General features: G+C 71.1%; 14 protein-coding genes and 1 pseudogene. 5 read left to right on the top strand and 10 right to left on the bottom strand.

Annotated features, from left to right (window positions below; translation table 11 throughout):
* Window positions 1-20: 20 nt before the first annotated feature.
* The 3 genes from AC1DU4_RS01435 (at window position 21) to AC1DU4_RS01445 (ending at window position 3,710) form a co-directional block, all read left to right on the top strand.
* Entirely contained in the window at window positions 21-302 is a 282-nt protein-coding gene (locus AC1DU4_RS01435) for an Rdx family protein (RefSeq protein WP_477837260.1), read from the top strand.
* Between the two features lie 181 nt (window positions 303-483).
* Window positions 484-1,899 carry an aldehyde dehydrogenase family protein gene (locus tag AC1DU4_RS01440; RefSeq protein ID WP_477837262.1) on the top strand — a complete coding sequence of 472 codons (1,416 nt, stop codon included), beginning with the start codon at window positions 484-486 and terminating at the stop codon, window positions 1,897-1,899.
* 29 nt (window positions 1,900-1,928) lie between these two features.
* The gene (locus AC1DU4_RS01445; protein WP_477837264.1) at window positions 1,929-3,710 is read left to right on the top strand and encodes an AMP-dependent synthetase/ligase; all 1,782 of its coding nucleotides are present in this window, start codon (window positions 1,929-1,931) and stop codon (window positions 3,708-3,710) included.
* Between the two features lie 16 nt (window positions 3,711-3,726).
* Here AC1DU4_RS01445 and AC1DU4_RS01450 read toward each other — a convergent pair whose 3' ends face one another.
* Together AC1DU4_RS01450 and AC1DU4_RS01455 are read right to left on the bottom strand one after the other, a co-directional pair.
* Window positions 3,727-4,737, bottom strand: a complete 1,011-nt coding sequence (locus tag AC1DU4_RS01450; protein WP_477837266.1) for a 1-aminocyclopropane-1-carboxylate deaminase/D-cysteine desulfhydrase — start codon at window positions 4,735-4,737, stop codon at window positions 3,727-3,729.
* A gap of 8 nt (window positions 4,738-4,745) precedes the next feature.
* Window positions 4,746-5,198, bottom strand: coding sequence for an HIT family protein (locus tag AC1DU4_RS01455; RefSeq protein ID WP_477837268.1), 453 nt, complete (start codon window positions 5,196-5,198; stop codon window positions 4,746-4,748).
* A 109-nt stretch (window positions 5,199-5,307) separates the two neighbouring features.
* On the opposite strand from AC1DU4_RS01455, the gene AC1DU4_RS01460 reads away from it, so the two are divergent.
* Window positions 5,308-6,780 (top strand): FAD-dependent oxidoreductase, encoded by a 1,473-nt coding sequence (locus AC1DU4_RS01460; protein WP_477837270.1) that lies wholly within the window; start codon window positions 5,308-5,310, stop codon window positions 6,778-6,780.
* An 11-nt stretch (window positions 6,781-6,791) separates the two neighbouring features.
* Here the strand turns inward: AC1DU4_RS01460 and AC1DU4_RS01465 are convergent, their stop codons facing one another.
* Window positions 6,792-8,642 carry an ABC transporter ATP-binding protein gene (locus tag AC1DU4_RS01465; RefSeq protein WP_477837272.1) on the bottom strand — a complete coding sequence of 617 codons (1,851 nt, stop codon included), beginning with the start codon at window positions 8,640-8,642 and terminating at the stop codon, window positions 6,792-6,794.
* A gap of 88 nt (window positions 8,643-8,730) precedes the next feature.
* On the opposite strand from AC1DU4_RS01465, the gene AC1DU4_RS01470 reads away from it, so the two are divergent.
* Window positions 8,731-9,150 (top strand): MarR family winged helix-turn-helix transcriptional regulator, encoded by a 420-nt coding sequence (locus AC1DU4_RS01470; RefSeq protein ID WP_477837437.1) that lies wholly within the window; start codon window positions 8,731-8,733, stop codon window positions 9,148-9,150.
* Between the two features lie 18 nt (window positions 9,151-9,168).
* Here the strand turns inward: AC1DU4_RS01470 and purB are convergent.
* The 7 genes and pseudogenes from purB to AC1DU4_RS01505 all read right to left on the bottom strand — a co-directional run.
* A pseudogene (gene purB, locus AC1DU4_RS01475) lies at window positions 9,169-10,581 on the bottom strand (adenylosuccinate lyase); the annotation flags it as partial.
* 17 nt (window positions 10,582-10,598) lie between these two features.
* On the bottom strand, window positions 10,599-11,210 hold the full coding sequence (locus AC1DU4_RS01480; protein WP_477837274.1) for a TetR/AcrR family transcriptional regulator: 612 nt from the start codon (window positions 11,208-11,210) through the stop codon (window positions 10,599-10,601).
* A 48-nt stretch (window positions 11,211-11,258) separates the two neighbouring features.
* Window positions 11,259-12,428, bottom strand: coding sequence for a pyridoxal phosphate-dependent aminotransferase (locus AC1DU4_RS01485; RefSeq protein ID WP_477837276.1), 1,170 nt, complete (start codon window positions 12,426-12,428; stop codon window positions 11,259-11,261).
* A gap of 78 nt (window positions 12,429-12,506) precedes the next feature.
* On the bottom strand, window positions 12,507-14,090 hold the full coding sequence (locus AC1DU4_RS01490; protein WP_477837278.1) for a GMC oxidoreductase: 1,584 nt from the start codon (window positions 14,088-14,090) through the stop codon (window positions 12,507-12,509).
* Between the two features lie 340 nt (window positions 14,091-14,430).
* Window positions 14,431-15,684 (bottom strand): phosphoribosylamine--glycine ligase, encoded by a 1,254-nt coding sequence (gene purD / locus AC1DU4_RS01495; protein ID WP_477837280.1) that lies wholly within the window; start codon window positions 15,682-15,684, stop codon window positions 14,431-14,433.
* Between the two features lie 10 nt (window positions 15,685-15,694).
* Window positions 15,695-17,767 (bottom strand): glycosyltransferase family 39 protein, encoded by a 2,073-nt coding sequence (locus AC1DU4_RS01500; protein WP_477837282.1) that lies wholly within the window; start codon window positions 17,765-17,767, stop codon window positions 15,695-15,697.
* Window positions 17,764-18,999, bottom strand: a complete 1,236-nt coding sequence (locus AC1DU4_RS01505; RefSeq protein WP_477837284.1) for a bifunctional glycosyltransferase family 2/GtrA family protein — start codon at window positions 18,997-18,999, stop codon at window positions 17,764-17,766. Before AC1DU4_RS01505 ends, AC1DU4_RS01500 begins: the two co-directional genes overlap by 4 nt.
* Window positions 19,000-19,062: the final 63 nt, after the last annotated feature.

Genomic DNA, 19,062 nt, shown 5'->3' on the forward strand with positions numbered 1-19,062 from the left:
GGGTTTGGCAGGCTGAGACGATGAGCTCCCCTCGCGTCACCATCACCTACTGCACCCAGTGCAACTGGCTGCTCCGCGCCGGCTGGATGGCCCAGGAGCTGCTGCAGACGTTCGCGGTCGAGCTCGGCGAGGTGGCGCTGGTCCCCGGAACCGGCGGTATCTTCCAGATCGAGGCCGACGGGCAGTTGCTGTGGGACCGGGCCCGCGACGGCGGTTTCCCGGACATCGTGGCGCTGAAGAGGCTGGTACGCGATGCCGTCGCGCCGGACCGGGACCTCGGGCACGCGGACCGGTCGCGCTGACACCCTGGTCTTCACCCCGGCACCCGGGCCTTGACTGGGCCCGCGGAGGCGACAAGTGTTGACCGCTAGGGGGGAACGGCAGCTCTGACGCCGCCGAACGGCTCACCGCCACTTCACGGTCGGCCCCGAACACCTCACATGCGATGACTCGAGCCGTGCCACCACACGATCGAGGTGCGCCATGACCGCCAATCCGAGCACCGTCACCGCCACCGTCGACACCGATGCCGCCATCCCCGGAATCGTCGGGTCGCTTCGCACGACGTACGCCTCGGGTCGCACCAGACCGGCGACGTGGCGGATCGAGCAACTGCGCGGCATCGAGCGGATGCTGGACGAGCGTGAGGACGAGATCGCCGGCGCCCTCGCCGAGGATCACGGGCGCGACGCCTTCGAGGCCTGGATGACCGACATCCTCGCCGCCAAGATCGAGGCCGCGTACGCGCGCAAACGGGTGCGCCGGTGGATGCGCAGCCGGCCGCGGCCGCTGCCGCTGCACCAGATGCCCGCGCTGGGATGGGTGCAGTACGAGCCGCTCGGGGTGGTGCTCGTCATCGGGGCCTGGAACGGTCCACTGACTGTCACCCTGGGACCGCTGGTCGCGGTCGTGTCGGCGGGAAACTGCGCCGTCGTCAAGCCTTCGGAGCTGGCCCCCGCGACCTCGCGCCTGCTGGCCCGACTGCTCCCCGAGTACCTCGACGCCGAGGCCGTCGCCGTGGTCGAGGGCGACGGGCACACCACCCAGACGCTGCTCGCCCAGGGCTTCGACCACGTGTTCTTCACCGGAGGCACCGAGATCGGCCGGAAGATCCTGGCCGGGGCGGCGCCGCACCTGACGCCGGTGACCCTCGAACTCGGCGGCAAGAGCCCGGCGATCGTCATGCGGGACGCGGACCTCGCCGTCACCGCCCGGCGCATCGCGGGGACGAAGGTGCTCATCTCCGGCCAGGCCTGCGTCGCGGCGGACTATGTGCTGGTCGAGCGCGCCGCCCGCGACGAGCTGGTCGAGCGAATAGTTCACAGCTTCAACGAGTTCCGGTCGGGGGAACCCGTGCGCGGCCTGCGCGTCGTCAACGAGCGCCAGTTCGACAGGTTGGCCGGCTACCTGGCGAACACCGAGGCCACAGTCGCGCTCGGCGGTGGCACCGATCGGGCCGCGCTGACGGTCGAACCCACCGTGCTGGTGGACCCGAGCCCCGAGGAACCGGTCATGCGGGAGGAGATCTTCGGGCCGATCCTGCCGGTGCTCTCCGTCGACTCGCTCGACGAGGCGATTGCCTTCGTCAATGCACGGCCGAAACCCCTGGCCGCGTACGTCTTCACGAGGTCGGCGCGGACTCGCCGTCGGGTGCTGTCCGAAGTCAGCTCCGGAGGTGCGGTGGTGAACCACCTGATGGTGCACTACCTGACGCCCCAGTTGCCGTTCGGCGGCGTCGGGGCCAGCGGCATGGGGAGATACAACGGCAGGTGGGGGTTCGAGGAACTCAGCCATCGAAAGGCCGTGCTGCTCAAGCCGTTCAAGCCCGATCCCCGGTTTGCCTACCCGCCCTACACCGACCGGGCGGTCAAGCTGATCCGCCGGATGTACCGGTCCTGAGACGACCGAAGACCTCGAGGAGGCTCACGATGACCACCAGCAACGCGTCACCCCGGACCGGGTGCGAGGCCTTTCAGGCCACGGTCGCTCAGCACCCCGACGCCGTCGCCCTCCGCACCCCCGGCGACGGCGTCGTGATCACCTGGCGCCAGTACGGCGAACGGGTCCGCCGGATAGCCGCGGGCCTGGCGAAACTCGGTGTCCGCCACGGTGACACCGTCGGGCTCATGCTGACCAACCGGCCCGAGTTCCGCCTGGTCGACACCGGTGCCGTGCACGCCGGGGCGACCCCGTTCTCGGCGTACAACACGCTGGCCCCCGAGCAGTTGAACTACGTGCTGACCAATGCCGGGAACCGAATCATGGTCTGCGAGGAGCAGTTTCTTCCGGTGATACGCGAGGCGGTGGAGGGCACCGCGGTCGAGCACATCGTCTGCGTGGACGCGGACGCGGAGGGCACGACGAGCCTGCGGGATCTCGAGGCGAACGGTGACCCGGACTTCGACTTCGAGGCGTCTTGGAAGGCCGTCGAGCCGGGCGACCTCCTCACCATCGTCTACACCTCGGGCACCACCGGGCCGCCGAAGGGGGTCGAACTCACGCACGCAAACCTGCTCGCTGCCCGGGATGCAGTCATCGAGTTCGTCCCGGACCGACCGGACCACCGGATCGTCTCGTACCTTCCGGATGCGCATGTCGCGAACCGGGCGATCGCGCACTACTTCGCTGTAGTTGTTGCGGCGCAGGTCACCACTCTGGCGGACATCAAGCAGGCGATCACCGTGCTGCCGGAGGTCCGCCCGACGATATTCCTCGCCGTGCCGCAGGTCTGGTACCAGCTCAAGGCCGCGATAGAACTGGCGCTCGCCGAGGAGTCGAGTCCGATCAAGAAACGGCTTGCGCATTGGGCGATCGACGTCGGGAAACGGAAGGTGCGTCTCGAATCCGACGGCGCACCCCTGCCTCGGACGCTGCAGGTCCAGCATTCGCTCGCGGACCGACTGGTCCTCGGCGCGGTCCGGAAGAAGCTCGGGCTCGATCAGGTGCGACTCGCGGTGACGGGCGCGGCCCCGATCTCACCGGACGTGCTGGAGTTCGTCCTGGGTCTCGGCATCCCGTGCTCCGAGGTCTGGAGCATGACCGAGACGAGCGCCGCCGCGACGATCAACCCCCCGGATTCCCGCCGGATCGGCAGCGTCGGGAAGGTTGTCCGCGGTGCGAAGCTCAGGCTGGCCGAGGACGGCGAGCTCCTGTTCTCCGGTCCGATGGTCATGAAGGGCTACCGAGGCGACCCCGCCAAGACGGCCGAGGCCATCGATGCCGACGGCTGGCTGCACACCGGGGACATCGGGTCCATCGACGCCGACGGCTACGTCACGATCGTGGACCGCAAGAAGGAACTGATCATCAACGCCGCGGGCAAGAACATGTCGCCGTCGAACATCGAGGGCGCCATCCGCGCGGCCAGCCCGCTGATCGGCGGCGCGGCGGTGATCGGGAACGACCGCCCCTACGTCGTCGCCCTGCTGACGCTGGACCCCGACGCCGCGGCCGCCTTCGCGACCCGCAACGGCATCCACAACGGCTCGCCCGGGGACCTCGCGTCGAACCCCTTGGTGCGTGCGGAGATCGACCGCGCCGTCGCGGCCGCCAACGCAAAACTCTCCCGCGTCGAGCAGGTCAAGAAGTTCAACCTGCTGCCCGCGATCTGGGATCCGGGCGGCGACGAGTTCACCCCGACGATGAAGCTGCGCCGCAAGCCCATCGACGCCAAGTACGCCCGCGAGATCGAGGCGTTGTACGCGGGCTGACGACGACGGCCGGGCGTCAGTCCGGCCGCGGGCCGTAGGTGTCGAGCATGACGACGGGCCCGTCGCCGAACCGCCGCTCGACGTCCATCTCCAGCACCGCGGCGAAGGTCTTCGCCGTGTAGACGGGGTCGAGGGTGAGCCCGTGGTCGGCCCCGATCCGCTGCGCGGCGGTGCCCTCGGGGGTCGCGTACCCGTATCCGGGCCCGAGCCATTCCCCCGTCACCACCAGTGCGCCCGGTTCGAACTCGACCGGCCCGATCGCGGCGCCGCGGTCGCGCAGCAGCCGATGCGTCCGGCGKGCGAGCCCGACCAGGTCCCGCTCGGCCAGCGGCAGCGTGTCGTTCACGACCACGCCGACCACCCGGGTGCGCAGGCCCGCGAGCCGCAGCCCCAGCAGCAGTCCCGCCGCGGTGCCGCCCGAGCCCACCGCGGTCACCACGTGCGTCGGCTCAGGCATCACGCCGGCCTCGACCTGGGCGGCGAGCTCGAGGGCGACCTCGACGCACCCGAGGGTCCCGAGCGGCGAGGACCCGCCCGCGGGCAGGTAGTAGGGCAGGTGCCGGCCGCGCACGTGCCGCGCGAACAGCCAGGGCGCCGCCGCGATCGTCCGCGCCTTGGTCCGGGTGAAGTGCAGCGTCGCGCCGGCGCGCCGCAGGCGGTCCACCTGGGCGTGCACGTGCTCGTCCATCGGCTGGTCGATAAGCGCCAGCGCGGTGTCGATGCCCTGCTCGCGCGCGTAGAGGGCGGTGGCCAGGCCCCAGTTGGTGCCCTGGCCACCGACGCTGAGGATCTGCCGGGAACCTCTCGCGAGGACATCGGGGAGGATCCACTCCAGCTTGCGGACCTTGTTGCCGCCCCAGCCGCCCGAGCCGTAGGCGCCCTCGTCCTTGCACCACAGCCGGTTTCCGGTGCCCAGCCCGTCGAGGTGGACGATCGGGGTCGGGGCGGAGCCGAGCCTGCGGTACGGGGTGGTCGCCCCGAGTTCGGGGAACATGCGGTGCAGCGTGGGGGCGGTCGTCTGGTCCATCCGGTCGCCTAGACCGAGCCGAGCCGACGGCGGAGCGCACCGGCCAGGTAGTCGAGGTCGGGCCGACGCGCGGTGACGGGACGGCCGCGGAGACCGAACCCGTCGCCGGGGGTGCGCGGGACGACGTGCAGGTGCACGTGGAAGACCTCCTGGCCGGCGACGGCGCCGTCCGCGAGGTAGAGGTTCACCCCGTCGGCGCGCGGACCGTCGGCGGGCAGGCCCGCCCCGTCGGCGCCATTGTCCCGCAACGCGGCCGCCAGCTTCTGACCGACGGCGAAGATCCGACCGCCGTCCTCGGGATCGAGCTGCGCCAACCCCGAGGCGTGCCGCTTCGGGACCACCAGCAGGTGCCCCGGAGTGAACGGGCGGATGTCCATGAACGCCACGGTGTGCTCGTCCTCGTGTACGAGGCTCGCCTCCGCCTCGCGCGCGATGATGGCACAGAAGATGCAGTGGCTCATGGGGATTGATGATAGGCCCACTGGCCTTCCCGGTGGACGGACATTGCCCTTACCAGCGGCGACGGGGCGGTCCTACAGTGTGCCCACCGACAGTGGATGGGAGTTGCGAATGAGTGCACACAGTCCGGTGACGCCCCTCGATGCGGGCGACGTCGAGCACTTCGACCACGAGACCGACGTCCTCGTCGTCGGCTACGGCTGTGCCGGCGCGGCCGCGACCCTGGAGGCAACGGCCGCGGGCGCCGAGGTCATCGTCCTGGAGAAGGCGAGCGGAGGCGGCGGGTCGTCGGCGCTGTCCGGCGGCGAGATGTACCTGGGCGGCGGCACCGAGATCCAGCGGGCCTGCGGATTCGAGGACACCGCGCAGGACATGGAGGCATTCCTGCTGGCCGCCCTCGGACCCGACGCCGACAAGGAGAAGGTCGGCCTCTACAGCCGCGAGAGTGTCGCGCACTACCAGTGGCTGGTCGATCACGGGGTGCCGTTCAAGCCCTCGCTGTGGAACTCCCCCACCTGGGTGCCGCCGACCGACGACGGACTGATGTGGATGGGCGAGAACTCCTACCCCTTCGCGGAACTCGCGAAGCCGGCGCCCCGCGGGCACCGCGTCACCTCGGACGGGTTCGGCGGCAAGGTGCTGATGCAGAAGCTGTCCGAGGCGGTCTCGGCCACCGACGTTGCGGTGCACACCGACACCTACGCCACCCGGCTGATCGTGGAAGCCGGCGCGGTGGTCGGCCTCGTCGCCCGCCAGTACGGCAAGACGTACACCTACCGGGCGCGCCGCGGCGTGGTGCTCACCACCGGCGGGTTCGCCGACAACGCGGAGATGGTCGCGCAGCACGCCCCGCAGCTGGTGGGCCTCGGCGTCAACAGCGACGGCGGGGACGACGGCCGCGGCATCGTGATGGCCCAGGCCGTCGGCGCCGCCGTCAAGCACATGTCCGCCGGGCAGGTCGGCATCTCGCTGGTCCCGGGGATGATGGTGCGCGGCATGATCGTCAACAGCGTCGGCCAGCGCTTCATCAATGAGGACGTCTATCCCGGCCTCGTCGGGCAGGCGGCGTTGTACAAGCACGGACTGAAGGTGTGGGTGATCCTCGACGAGCAGGCCTACGAGGAGGTCCCGGTCGACGAACGCTGGGGCGTGCAGCCGCATTTCGTGGCGGAGACGCTCGAGGAGCTCGAACAGCAGATCGGCATGCCGCCCGGCGCGCTGGTCACCACCGTCGGCGAGTACAACCGGCACGCCGCCGAGGGCGAGGACCCGTACTTCCACAAGTCCGCGACGTGGCTGCGACCGCTGAAGTCGCCGTTCGCCGCGATCGATGTCCAGCGCGGCATCGCCCCGCCGGAGTACGGCGAGGCGGGCCGCGGCGGCGCGGAGGTGTTCACCATCGGCGGCCTGTGCACCACCGTCGACGGGCACGTCCTCGACCTCGACGGCAACCCGATCGGCGGACTGTTCGCGGCGGGACGGGCCACCTCCGGCCTGCACTCGTGGGGCTACATCAGCGGCACGTCGCTCGGCGACGGCACCTTCTTCGGCCGCCGGGCCGGGGTGTCCGCCGCCGAGCGCTGACGCGGGCGCGCTCAGCCGGCGAGGACCAGCGCGTCCGGTGCGGCGGTGCCCGCCTTCGCCAGCAGCCGCGCGTAGCGGCCGCCGAGCGCGCGCAACTCCTCGTGGGTGCCGCGTTCGGCGGCGTGGCCGTGGTCGAGGACCACGATCTGGTCGGCGTCGCGGATGGTGGAGAGCCGGTGCGCGACGGTGATGGTGGTGCGGCCCCGGCTGACCTGGTCGAGCGCGTCCTGCACGGCCCGCTCGGTCTCGTTGTCGAGTGCGCTGGTGGCCTCGTCGAGCACGAGAATTCTCGGGTTGCGCAACAGGGTTCGGGCGATCGCGATCCGCTGCTTCTCGCCGCCGGAGAACCGGTGACCGCGCGCGCCGACCATGGTGTCGTAGCCCTCGGGGAGCGACTCGATCAGCTCGTGCACCTGCGCCGCCCGCGCCGCGGCCTCGATGTCGGAGTCGCTCGCCTCGGGGCGGGCGTGCCGCAGGTTTTCCCGGATCGTCGCGTGCAGCAGGTAGGTCTCCTGCGAGACCACACCGACCAGCTCGGACAGCTCCGCGAGCGAGATGTCGCGCAGGTCGACCCCGTCGATGGTGACCCGACCGGACGTCGGGTCGTGCAGTCGCGCCACCAGCGAGGCGAGAGTGGTCTTGCCCGAACCGGTCTCGCCGACGAGCGCCAACGAGGATCCGGCGGGCACGTCGATCGACACCGCGGCGAGCGCGTCCCGGTCGGCACCCTCGTACCGGAAGGTGACGTCCTCGAAGGCGACAGCACCGAGCGCATGGTCCATCGCCACGGGCCGCTCGGGGTCGTCGATGTCCACCGGCAGGTCCAGGTACTCGAAGATTCGGCTGAACAGCGCCAGTGAACTCGTCACGGACACACCGACGTCAAGCAGCTGCATCAGCGGCCGGAACAGCGCGCCCTGCAGTCCGGTGAACGCGACCAGGGTGCCGATGGTCATGCCGCCGGAGGTCGCGGGCAGGCCGGCGGCCAGGTAGAGCAGGGCCGGGATCGCCGCGAAGACGATGCTCATGGTGGCCATCCGCCACCGGCCGGACAGGTCCGATCGGACCTCGAGATCCGTCAGGACCTCCGACGTGTCCGAAAAGCGTTGCGACATGGCCGGTCCCGCACCGAGCGTCTTGCCGAGCTGGATGCCGCTGATGGAGAGCGACTCCTCGATCTGGGTCTGCATGTCGGCGAGGGTGCGCTGGCGGAGGCTGGTGATCTTGCGGCGCATCCGGGCAACCTTGCGGGTCAGCCAGATCGCCGGCGGCAGGACGATCAGCGAGAGCAGGGACAGTCGCCAGCTCAGCACCGCCATCGCGACCGCGGTCCCCACCACGGTGGTGAGGTTGGACGCGATCGACGTGGCGGTCGAGGTGACGACTGTCTGCATGCCGCCGATGTCGTTGGTCAGCCGGGACTGGATCTCACCGCCCCGGGTGCGCGTGAAGAAGCCCAGCGACTGCCGATGCAGGTGCGCGAAGACGTCGGTACGCAGGCCGTGCATGATGCGCTGCCCGACCGTGGTGGAGATCCAGGTCTGCACCACCGCGATGACGGAGCTGGCGACGGTCACGGCGAGCATGCCGAGCACCGCCCACACCAGCAGCGGGACGTCCTGATCGGGGATGGCGCGGTCGATCACCTCGCGGACCAGGAACGGGTTGGCCAGGGTGATCACCGACGAGGCGACGATCAACGCCGTGACCACGGCGATCTGCCAGCGGTAGGGCGCGAACAGCGCGCCGATCCGGCGCAGGCTGACGGGTTGTTCGGAAAGTTGGGCGCGGTCTGCCGGGTCGACCTTCGCGCCGCGGGGGCCGCGGCCGGGACCGGGGCCGCCGAAATGGGGGCTTGTCATGCAACCACCCCTCTCGTATGTCGGGGTCAGGCATACTGAGGTTCCCTCACAATGAGGTGAATGTCAATGTCCGGGTACGCTCCGTCACATGACCGAGGGCCACCCCGACCCGCTCCGCGATCTCGTGATGTCGACCGCCCGCGCCCTGCGCCGGCGCTGGTTCGTCGCGCTCGAGCCGTGGCAGCTGTCCCCGCACGAGTACCGCGCGCTGTGGGTGATCGGCCGGGATGCACCGGAGGTCCCGCGGCTGGGTGACGTCGCAAAGGCGCTGCGCATCGCGCCGCGGTCGGCGACCGAGGTGGTCGACCGGCTCGAGCAACGCGGCCTCGCCGAACGGGTGCCCGACGCCGCCGACCGGCGCGCGACCTGCGTCCGGTTGACCGCCGCGGGCCGCCGCGTCATCGGCGAACTGGAGGCCGCGCGGGCCGCCGACGCGGAGGACTTCTTCGCGCCGCTCGACGAGCACGACCGCACCGAGCTGCGCCGCATCCTCGACAAACTGCGCTGACGCGCCTGTGCGCCCTTTAGGAAGATCCCGCAAAGCCGCCGCGTCCGGGTACTGCTCGACGAGCAGCTCGACCCGGCGGACCACCGAGGCCACCTGCGCCTCGGCGGCACCGACGAAGACCGACTTGTCGGCGAGCGCGGCGTCGAGGCCGGCCCGGTCCAGCGGCAGCCGGTCGTCGGCGGCCAACCGGTCCAGCAGGTCCGGCTCCTTGCCCTCCTCGCGCATCGCCAGCGCGACGGCCACCGCGTGCTCCTTGATGGCCTCGTGCGCGGTCTCGCGTCCGACGCCGGCGCGCACCGCCGCCATCAGCACCTTGGTGGTGGCCAGGAACGGCAGGTAGCGGGTCAGTTCCTTCTCGATGACGGCCGGGTAGGCCCCGAACTCGTCGAGCACGGTCAGGAAGGTCTCGATCTGTCCGTCGATCGCGAAGAACGCGTCCGGCAGCGCGACGCGGCGCACCACCGAGCAGAACACGTCGCCCTCGTTCCACTGGGCGCCGGCCAGCTCGGCTGCCATCGAGGCGTAGCCGCGCAGGATCACCTGCAGGCCGTTGACACGCTCGCAGGAACGGGTGTTCATCTTGTGCGGCATCGCCGAGCTGCCCACCTGGCCGGGCTGGAAGCCCTCGGTGACCAGCTCGTGGCCGGCCATCAGGCGGATGGTGTGCGCGAACGACGAGGGGCCCGCGCCCAGCTGTACCAGCGCGGAGAGCACGTCGTGGTCGAGCGAGCGAGGGTACACCTGGCCGACGCTGGTCAGCACGTGCGCGAAGCCGAGGTGCTCGGCGACCTTGGCCTCGAGGAACTCGAGCTTCTCGGTGTCGCCGTCGAGCAGGTCCAGCATGTCCTGCGCGGTGCCCATCGGGCCCTTGATGCCGCGCAGCGGGTAGCGGTCGATCAGCTCACGCAGCCGGGTCAGGGCGACCAGCAGCTCGTCGGCGGCGGACGCGAACCGCTTGCCGAGGGTGGTGGCCTGCGCGGCGACGTTGTGGCTGCGGCCGGCCATCACCAGCGACGAGTACTCGGCGGCCCGCTCGGCGAGCCGGGCCGCGACCGCGACGCCGTGCCCGTGGATGTACTCGAGCGACCGCAGGACCTGCAGCTGCTCGACGTTCTCGGTGAGGTCGCGGCTGGTCAGGCCCTTGTGCACGTGCTCGTGCCCGGCGAGGTCGTTGAACTCCTCGATACGGGCCTTGACGTCGTGCCGCGTCACCCGCTCCCGGTCGGCGATCGAGGCCAGGTCCACCTGGTCGAGGACCCGCTCGTAGTCGTCGAGCGCGGCCGCGGGGACGTCGATGCCGAGCTCGGCCTGCGCCCGCAGGACCGCCAGCCACAGCTGACGTTCCAGCACGATCTTGTGCTCCGGCGACCACAGTTCGGTCAGGTCGGGGCTGGCGTAGCGGGTGGCGAGGACATTGGGGATGCGGGTCACGAGGTGCCAGTTTACGGCTACCTCGGGGCCATCGGCGCCAGGATGTCGATGACCTGCACCAGCATCTCCCTGGCGAAGCCCATCGGGTCCGGATCCGCCGCGCTCAGCGCCCCCACCGCCGCGCCGTCGACCACGCACACCAGCCGCCGCAGGCCCTCCGGTCCGATCACCCGGCCGGACCTCCGCAGCACCTCCACGATCAGGTCCTCGAGCTGCGAACGCAGACGCAGCTGGGTCTCGCGCAGTTCCGGGTGCCGCGCGAACGCGACGAACCGCTCGCACCGGCTGACGAGCTGTTCGCGGCGACCGTCGGCGGATTCGAAGACCCCGATCAACATGTCCACGAGCAGCTCGACGGTGGCCTCGACGCCGCGGTTGCGCTGTGACACCTCCTCGACCCGGGCCCGCATCATGTCCAGCTCCCGGTTCCCGCAGGCCTCTACCGCCGCGGCGACCAGGTCGTCGAGGGACTCGAAGTAGTAGGTGGTCGAGGCGAGCGGAAGTTCCGCGCGCGAGGCCACCGCACGGTGCCGGACGGCGTCGAGGCCACCCTCCAGCAACAGGTCCGCGGCGGCCTCGACCAGCGCGACCTTTCGTCGCTCGCCCTTCGGCGTCACCGCTGCAGTCACCGTGCCATCCTGCCAGCGGTCCCCTCGTTGGGACCGCAGAACCGCGAACTACCCACCCAGCAGCGCACTTCGGGCCATCCTCGCCAGTGCCTCCTCGACGTCCGCCGTCGCCCCCGCGAACGAGAGCCGCATGGTCCGGTCGCCGTGGACGGTGTCGAAGTCGATGCCCGGTGCCACCGCCACCCCGGTCTCCCGGAGCAGGTCCGCGCACCACGCCGTGGAGTCGCCGGTGAGGTGGCCGATGTCCGCGTAGACGTAGAAGGCTCCGTCGGCCGGCGCCAGGTCGGTGATGCCGAGCCGCGGCAGGCCGGCCAGCAGCACGTCCCGGTTGACGGCGTACCGGCGCACATGGCCGTCGAGTTCGGCGACGGACTCGTCGGCGAACGCCGCGACCGCCGCGTACTGGGAGATCGCGGGCGGGCACACCGTCATGTTCGACGCCAGCCGCTGCAGCGGGCGTCGCAGCGCGGCCGGCACCAGCATCCAGCCCATCCGCCAGCCGGTCATCGAGAAGTACTTGGACACCGAGCCGACCACCACGGCCTCGGTCGAGGTCTCCCAGGCGCACGCGGTCGCCGACTGGCCGGAGCCGAACTCGATGCCGTGGTAGATCTCGTCGGAGATCAGCAGGGTGTCGTGCGCCTCGCACCAGCGGGCCAGCGCCGCGAGCTCCGCGGGGTCGATGACGGTGCCGGTGGGGTTGGCGGGGCTCGCCACCACCAACCCGGCCGGCGGCTCGTCGAGCGCCTCGAGCATCGCCACGGTCGGCTGGTACCGGGTGTCCGGCCCACAGTCGAGTTCGACCACCCGGCAGCCGAGGGCGGTGAGGGTGTTGCGGTAGGCGGGGTAGCCGGGCCGGGCCACCACCACGGTGTCGCCGGGGTCGAACGCGGCCAGGAACAGCAGCGTGAACGCCCCGGACGAGCCGGTGGTCACCACCACGTCGTCGGGGTCGACGGCGATGCCGGAGCGTGCCGAGTGGTACCCGGCGATCGCCTCGCGCAGCGGCAGGATCCCGAAAGTCTCTGTGTAGCCCAGCAACTGCGTGTCGATGGCCTCCCGGGCGGCCCGCAGTACCGGCGCCGGCGCCGGTGTCGACGGCTGCCCGGCCGCGAGGGTCAGGACGTCGCCGTGGGTCCGGGCCCGCTCGGTCGCGGCCTTCCAGACGTCCATGACATGGAAGGCGGGGATCTGGGATCGCTGGGACTCTGCTCGCACCTGTCCAGGCTATCGCTCCCGGCTGAGCGGGAGTTCACGGCTCGAATGCGTGCCGCGAACCCCCGCTCGGCCGAGGGTCTAGTGCAGGTCGTTCGCGACGATGTTCGCGATGTTGCGCTCGGCCAGGGCGGTGATGGTGACGAACGGGTTCACGCCCAGGTTGCCCGGCACCAGCGCGCCGTCCATCACGTACAGGCCGGGGTGCCCGTGCAGTCGGCCGTGGTTGTCGGTGGCCTTGTTCAGGATGGCGCCGCCGAGGGGGTGGTACGTGAGGTTGTCGCCCCACGTCTTGTACCCGCCGAACATGTCGGTGCGGTAGATCGTGCCTTCCTTCTGGTTGATCTTGTCGAAGATCCGCTTCGCCATGTTGATGGCGGGTTGGTTCTGCGAGGTCTGCCAGGACAGCCCGACCTTGCCGGTCGACGCGTTGTACTGGAACTGCGCGCGTTCCGGGTTCTTGGTGATCGACAGGTACAGGCTGATGAACAGGTCGGCGCCCGCGGGGAAGGGGGCGATCTCCGCGAACGCCGGTCCCCCGGCGTCATCCCAGTTGTCGATGCCCATGGTGGGGATCGACGCCTGCTTGGTGCCCGTCGCGTCCCACAGGTGGTTGGCCCGGCCGACCATGACGTTGCCGTTGTTGCCCCAGCCCTGGCCGACCTCGCCGGACAGGTTCGGCAGGTGGCCCTGCGCCTTCATCGCCACCAGCAGCTTGCTGGTGCCGACGCTGCCCGCCGCGAAGAACACCTTGTCCGCGGTGACGGTCTTGGTCGCGATCACGTTGCCCTGCTCGTCGATCTGCTCCATCTCGACGGCGTAGCCGGGTCCGCTGGGCGCCACCTTGGTGACCCGGTGCAGCGTGGTGATGGTGACCTTGCCGGTGGCCGCGGCCTCCGCGAGGTAGGTCTTGGGCAGCGACTTCTTGCCCGCGTGGTTGCCGAAGATGACCTCGCCGTCGAGGGAGGACTTGGTGGCCTGCCCCGCGGCCTCCTGCTTCATGTAGTTCATGTCGTACACGTTGGGGACGAACACGGTCTTGAAGCCCGAGCGTTCCGCCGTCTTGCGTCCGGTGCGTGCGAACTTGTACCACTCGGTGGACTCGAACCAGGACGTGTCGATGTTGTTGACGCCGAGGCCGGCGTTCGCCCTGGGGAAGAACGTCCCGTACATCTCGTTGGAGTCGATCGAGGGCAGGATTTCCTCGAAGTAGCCGCGCCTGGGCGTGACGGCCATGCCGCCGTTGACCAGCGAGCCGCCGCCGACGCCGCGCCCCTGGTAGACGTTGATCCCGCCCATGTTCTCGCAGTCGAGGATGCCGACGTACTTCTCGATGTCCTTGTCGATCGAGACACCCATGAAGTGCGAGACCGGCTGCGCCGTACGGTTTCTCAGCCAGAATCCGCGCTTGTCCGGCGAGACGGTGTTGGTGAAGATCCTGCCGTCGGGCCCCGGCGTGGTCCAGTCCTTGCCCATCTCCACTATGTGGGCGTCGACGCCCGCCTGCGCCAGCCGCAGCGCGGTCACGGCGCCGCCGTAACCACTGCCGATGATCAGGGCGGGAACCCGGTCACCGGTGTTGATGGCGCGGCGCGGCGATGCCGCCGCCGCGACGCCGGCCGACGACAGGGCGATGGCACCGGCCGCCAAACCGGTTGCCGCCATAAACCTTCGACGGGAGAGCGGGGGATTGATCGATGCTGACCTGACTCGTGACTGCCGGTATTCGTTCAACGGAACCTCTCTGTTCACGGCCGTGCTGACGCGCTCGTTATACCGTCGTGACCCGACGCCGCGGCCGATTACCGGCGAGTAATTCCATTGAATGATTAATCTGAATTGAATCCGTCGAATTCTGTCCGGTTCGTCACCTGCGCCAGTAATGTCTGGCGACCCAAATGCGAACGGGCGCAGCGGTCTGCACCGAGACGAGCCGACTGCCCGACATGACAACGCCCCCTCCGGTGATTGCCGGAGGGGGCGTTGGAAGGTGTGGGATTCCCCGTCAGATGCCGATTCGTCCCTCGACGGCGCCGAGGCCGATGTCGGTGCGGAAGTGACCGCCCGGCAACCGGACGTCCGCGAGCCGGGCGTACGCGTCCGCGCGGGCCGCGGACAGGTCTGCGCCGGTGCCGACCACGCTGAGCACCCGTCCGCCCGCGGAGACCACCGCGCCGTCCTCACGCAGCGCGGTGCCCGCGTGCAGCACCCCCGCAGCGTCGGCGCCGGAGATCGCGTCCCCGGTGCGCGGGGTGCCGGGGTAGTTCTCGGCCGCCAGCACCACGGTGACGGCGGCGCCCTCGGTCCAGCGCAGCGGCGCGGCCGCCGCGAGGGTGCCGGTGGCGGTGGCGTTGAGGACCTCGCCGATCGGCGACTCCAGCAGCGCCAGCACGGCCTGGGTCTCGGGGTCACCGAAGCGGCAGTTGAACTCGACCACCGCGGGACCCTGGGCCCCCATCGCGAGGCCGGCGTACAGCAGTCCGTTGAACGGGCAGCCGCGACGGGCCATCTCGGCGGCCACCGGAGCGACCACGTCGTCGACGATCTGCTGCACGGCGCCGTCGGGCAGCCAGGGCAGCGGGGTGTAGGCGCCCATGCCGCCGGTGTTCGGGCCCGTGTCGCCGTCGCCGACGCGCTTGTGGTCCTGCGCGGGCAGCAGCGGGACCACCGTCTCGCCGTCGACCAGGCAGAACAGCGAGACCTCGGGGCCGTCCAGGAACGACTCCAGCAGCACCGGGTGACCGCACTCGAGCAACTCGGCGGCGTGGGCCCGAGCCGCGTCACGGTCGGTGGTGACCACGACGCCCTTGCCCGCGGCCAGTCCGTCGTCCTTGACCACCCAGTTGGGGCCGAAGCGGTCCAGAGCCTCGTCCAGGTGCGCCGGGCTGTCGACGATCTCGCTGTGCGCGGTCCGCACACCGGCGGCCGCCATCACGTCCTTGGCGAAGGCCTTGGAGCCCTCGATCCGGGCGGCGTCGGCGGACGGACCGAAGCAGGCGATGCCGGCCGCCCGCACGGCGTCGGCGACGCCGAGCACCAGCGGCACCTCCGGGCCGATCACCACCAGGTCGGCGTCGACCTGCCGGGCGAGGGCCACCACGGCCTCGCCGGAGGCGACGTCGACGGGATGCTGCTCCGCGATCTTCGCGGTCCCGGCGTTGCCGGGCGCACAGATCAGCGCCGTCACGGACGGGTCGCGACCGAGGGCGAGGAGCAGGGCATGTTCACGGGCACCAGAGCCGATAACGAGTACGCGCACGGACCTCAGACTACGGCCCTGCCTGCACCTGGGGCGCGGTCAGGTCGTACAACGTGACCCCGTCGACGGTGCTGGGCGTGAAGTTCTGCGTCACCCACTCGGCGATCGCCGAGCCGGCGCCCTCCCCTCGGCCGCCCGTCGTGCCGCCACCGCCGATGAAGTAGTGGATCCGTCCCGCCGCCACATCCTGCTGGAACTGGGCGAGTGTCGGCGACGGGTCGCTGCCGTTGAACCCGCCGATCGGCATCACCGGCAGCTGCGTCGCCAACTGGTAGCCGGAGGCGCTGTTGGACCCGACGGTCGCCGCCACCCAGGTGTAGCCGTCCCCGCCGGACTCGAGCAGCGCGGTCAGTTCCGGTCCCGGCTCGCTGCCCCGCAGCAGGTTGCCCGCCGCGCCGCCGGCACCGCCGCCTCCCCGACCGTGAGTGCCCGCCCCGGGAGGCCCGCCCGCGAACATCTCGCCCGGCCGCGGACCGCCCCCGGGGGGCGTGCCGCCGGGGAACTCTCCCGGCCCGCCGTGTCCGCCGAACCCACCCATGCCGCCGGCCACCGCCGGTCCCGCGGTGTTCAACGCCCCGGCGTGCGGGGTCCCGACCGTGTCGACCGCGTAGGCCGTCGGGCCGGCCAGCGCCGCCACCACCACCGCCAGGACCGACGCCGCCGCCAGCCGACCGGTCAGCCGGGGCACCAGCAGCGCGACCGCCGCGACCACGCCGACCACCAGCACCGCCCAGCGCAGCCACGGCAGGAACGACGGGCTGCGCCCCAGCAGCTCCCACGACCACCACGCCGTCGCCAGCATGGTCAGCGCCGAGACCACGCGCACCCAGGCGGCGCCGCGGCTGCGCCACGCGAGCACCGCGCCGCCGCCGACGAGCGCGCCGATCTGCGGGGCCAGCGCCACCGTGTAGTAGGAGTGGAAGATCCCGGCCATGAAGCTGAACACCAGGCCCGCGGTGAGCAGCCAGGAACCGAACAGCACCAGCGCCGCCCGTGGCAGGTCCACCCGGGTCAGCCTGCCCCGCAGGACGATTCCCAGGACCCCGAGGATCAGGGCCGCCGGGATCAGCCAGGCGATCTGCCCGCCCTGCGCGGGTTCGAACATCCGGGCCAGGCCGGTGCTCCCCCACATTCCGCCGCCGCCCCCGGGCACCGCGCCGCCGACCGCCGCGTCCGCCAGCGCGCCCACACCGGCGCGCCCGCCGCCGGTGACGCTGCCACGTTCGTCGCCGTTGAGCCGCCCGAGTCCGTTGTAGCCCAGGGTCAGTTCCAGGATCGAATTGTTCTGCGAGCCACCGATCCACGGGCGCGACGAGGCCGGCCACAGCTCCACGGCCAGCAGCCACCAGCCGGCGGCGACCACCGTCGCCGCCAGCGCGGCGAGCAGCTGCGCGATCCGCCGCCCGAGCCGCGGCGGCCCGAACAGCAGGTAGGTCAGCGCGAGCGGCGGCACCACCAGCATCACCTGCAGCTGCTTGGTCAGGAACCCGAGGCCGACGAACACGCCGGCGAGCACCAGCCAGCGGGTGCGCCCGTCTTCGACGCCGCGCAGCAGCGCCCAGGCCGCGGCCAGGGTCAGCAGCACCAGCAGGGCGTCCGGGTTGTTGAACCGGAACATCAGCACCGCAACCGGGGTCAGCGCCAGCACCAGGCCCGCGAGCAGGCCCGCCGCCGCGCCGAAGTGCCGCCGGACGGTGGCCCACAGCAGCCCGACGGAGGCGACGCCCATCAGCGCCTGCGGGACCAGGATGCTCCACGAGCTGAGCCCGAACGCCCGCACCGAGAGCGCCATGATCCACAGCGAGGCGGGCGGCTTGTCGACGGTGATCGAGTTGGCCGCGTCGGACGAGCCGAAGAAGAACGCCTTCCAGGACACCGACCCGGCCTGCACCGCGGCGGAGTAGAAGGAGTTGGCCCAGCCGGAGGCGCCCAGCCCCCACAGGTAGGCGACGGCGGTACCGAGCAGCAGCAGCACCAGCGCCCACGACTCCCAGCTCCGCCGCGGCGTGGGGTCTCCGGCAGCGGGCGACCCGCCGGTCCGGTCGGGCACGGTGGTGTCGGGTTCGATCTCGGTCGTGGTCACAGCGCGGCTTCCTGGTCGTGGCTCCGGAACACCCGACGAAGGGCGACGAAACGGGTCAGTGTGGCAACGAGATTGGCGACGACGAGCACCGCGAGTTCGAGGTGCCGGGATGCGTCGGGCAGGGCGCGGTGCAGGACCAGCAGCGAGCCGCTGGTGAGCAGCAGGCCGAACGCGAACACCGCCAGGCCCTGCAGCTGGTGCCGGGCCGCCCCCTCCCGGCCGCGGATCCCGAAGGTGAAGGCCCGGTTCGCCGCGGTGTTGAACACGGCGGTGACGAGCAGTGCGAGGAGGTTCGCGGCCTGCGCGCCGAAGAGCGGGTGCGCCAGCAGGTAGAGCACCGCGTAGGCCAGCGTGGACACCACGCCGATCACGCCGAACCGGACCAGCTGGCCGACCATCCCGGGTGGCACCCCCGGCACCAGCGGCTCGCGGCCCAGGCTGGTGCGCAGCGCCGCGACCGGCAGCGACCCTGCGGCCAGCGCCCGCCCGACGCGGACCACGCCCTTGAGGTCGGCGGTCGCGGTGGCGACGACGTCCACGGTGGAGTTCGGGTCGTCGCCCCAGTCCACCGGCACCTCGTGGATCCGCAGGCCCACCCGCTCGGCCAGCACCAGCAGTTCGGTGTCGAAGAACCAGCCGGTGTCCTGCACCAGCGGCAGCAGCTGCCGGGCCACGTCGGTGCGGATCGCCTTGAACCCGCACTGCGCGTCGGAGAACTTCGCCCGCAGCGCGCCCCGCAGGATCAGGTTGTAGCAGCGGGAGATCACCTCCCGCCTGGGCCCGCGGACCACCCGCGACGACCGCGCCAGCCGGGAGCCGATCGCCAGGTCGGAGTGCCCGGAGACCAACGGCGCCACCAGTGGCAGCAGCGCGTTGAGGTCGGTGGACAGGTCCACGTCCATGTAGGCGACGACGGTGGCGTCCGAGGCACCCCACACGGTGCGCAACGCGCGACCGCGGCCCTTCTCGTCGAGGTGCACCACCCGCACCGCGTCGATCTCGGCCGCCAGCCGGCGCGCGATGGCCAGCGTCGCGTCGGTGCTCGCGTTGTCGGCGACGGTGATCCGGCTGGGGAAGGGGACGTGCGCGCCGAGGTGCTCGTGCAGCCTGCGCACGCAGCGTTCGAGGTCGCGTTCCTCGTTGTAGACCGGTACCACCACGTCGAGCGCCACGGTCCGGGTGTCCGGTGGCGGTTCCGGTGCCGTCTCGCCCCGGACCAGTGAGTTCGTCATGCGGCCAACCCTCACGGCCGAACCTGTGGTGTTCCTGGACCGCGCCTGGCAACTTCCTGCGGA

It is taken from the genome of Rhodococcus sp. P4_F5 (genome assembly GCF_056401315.1).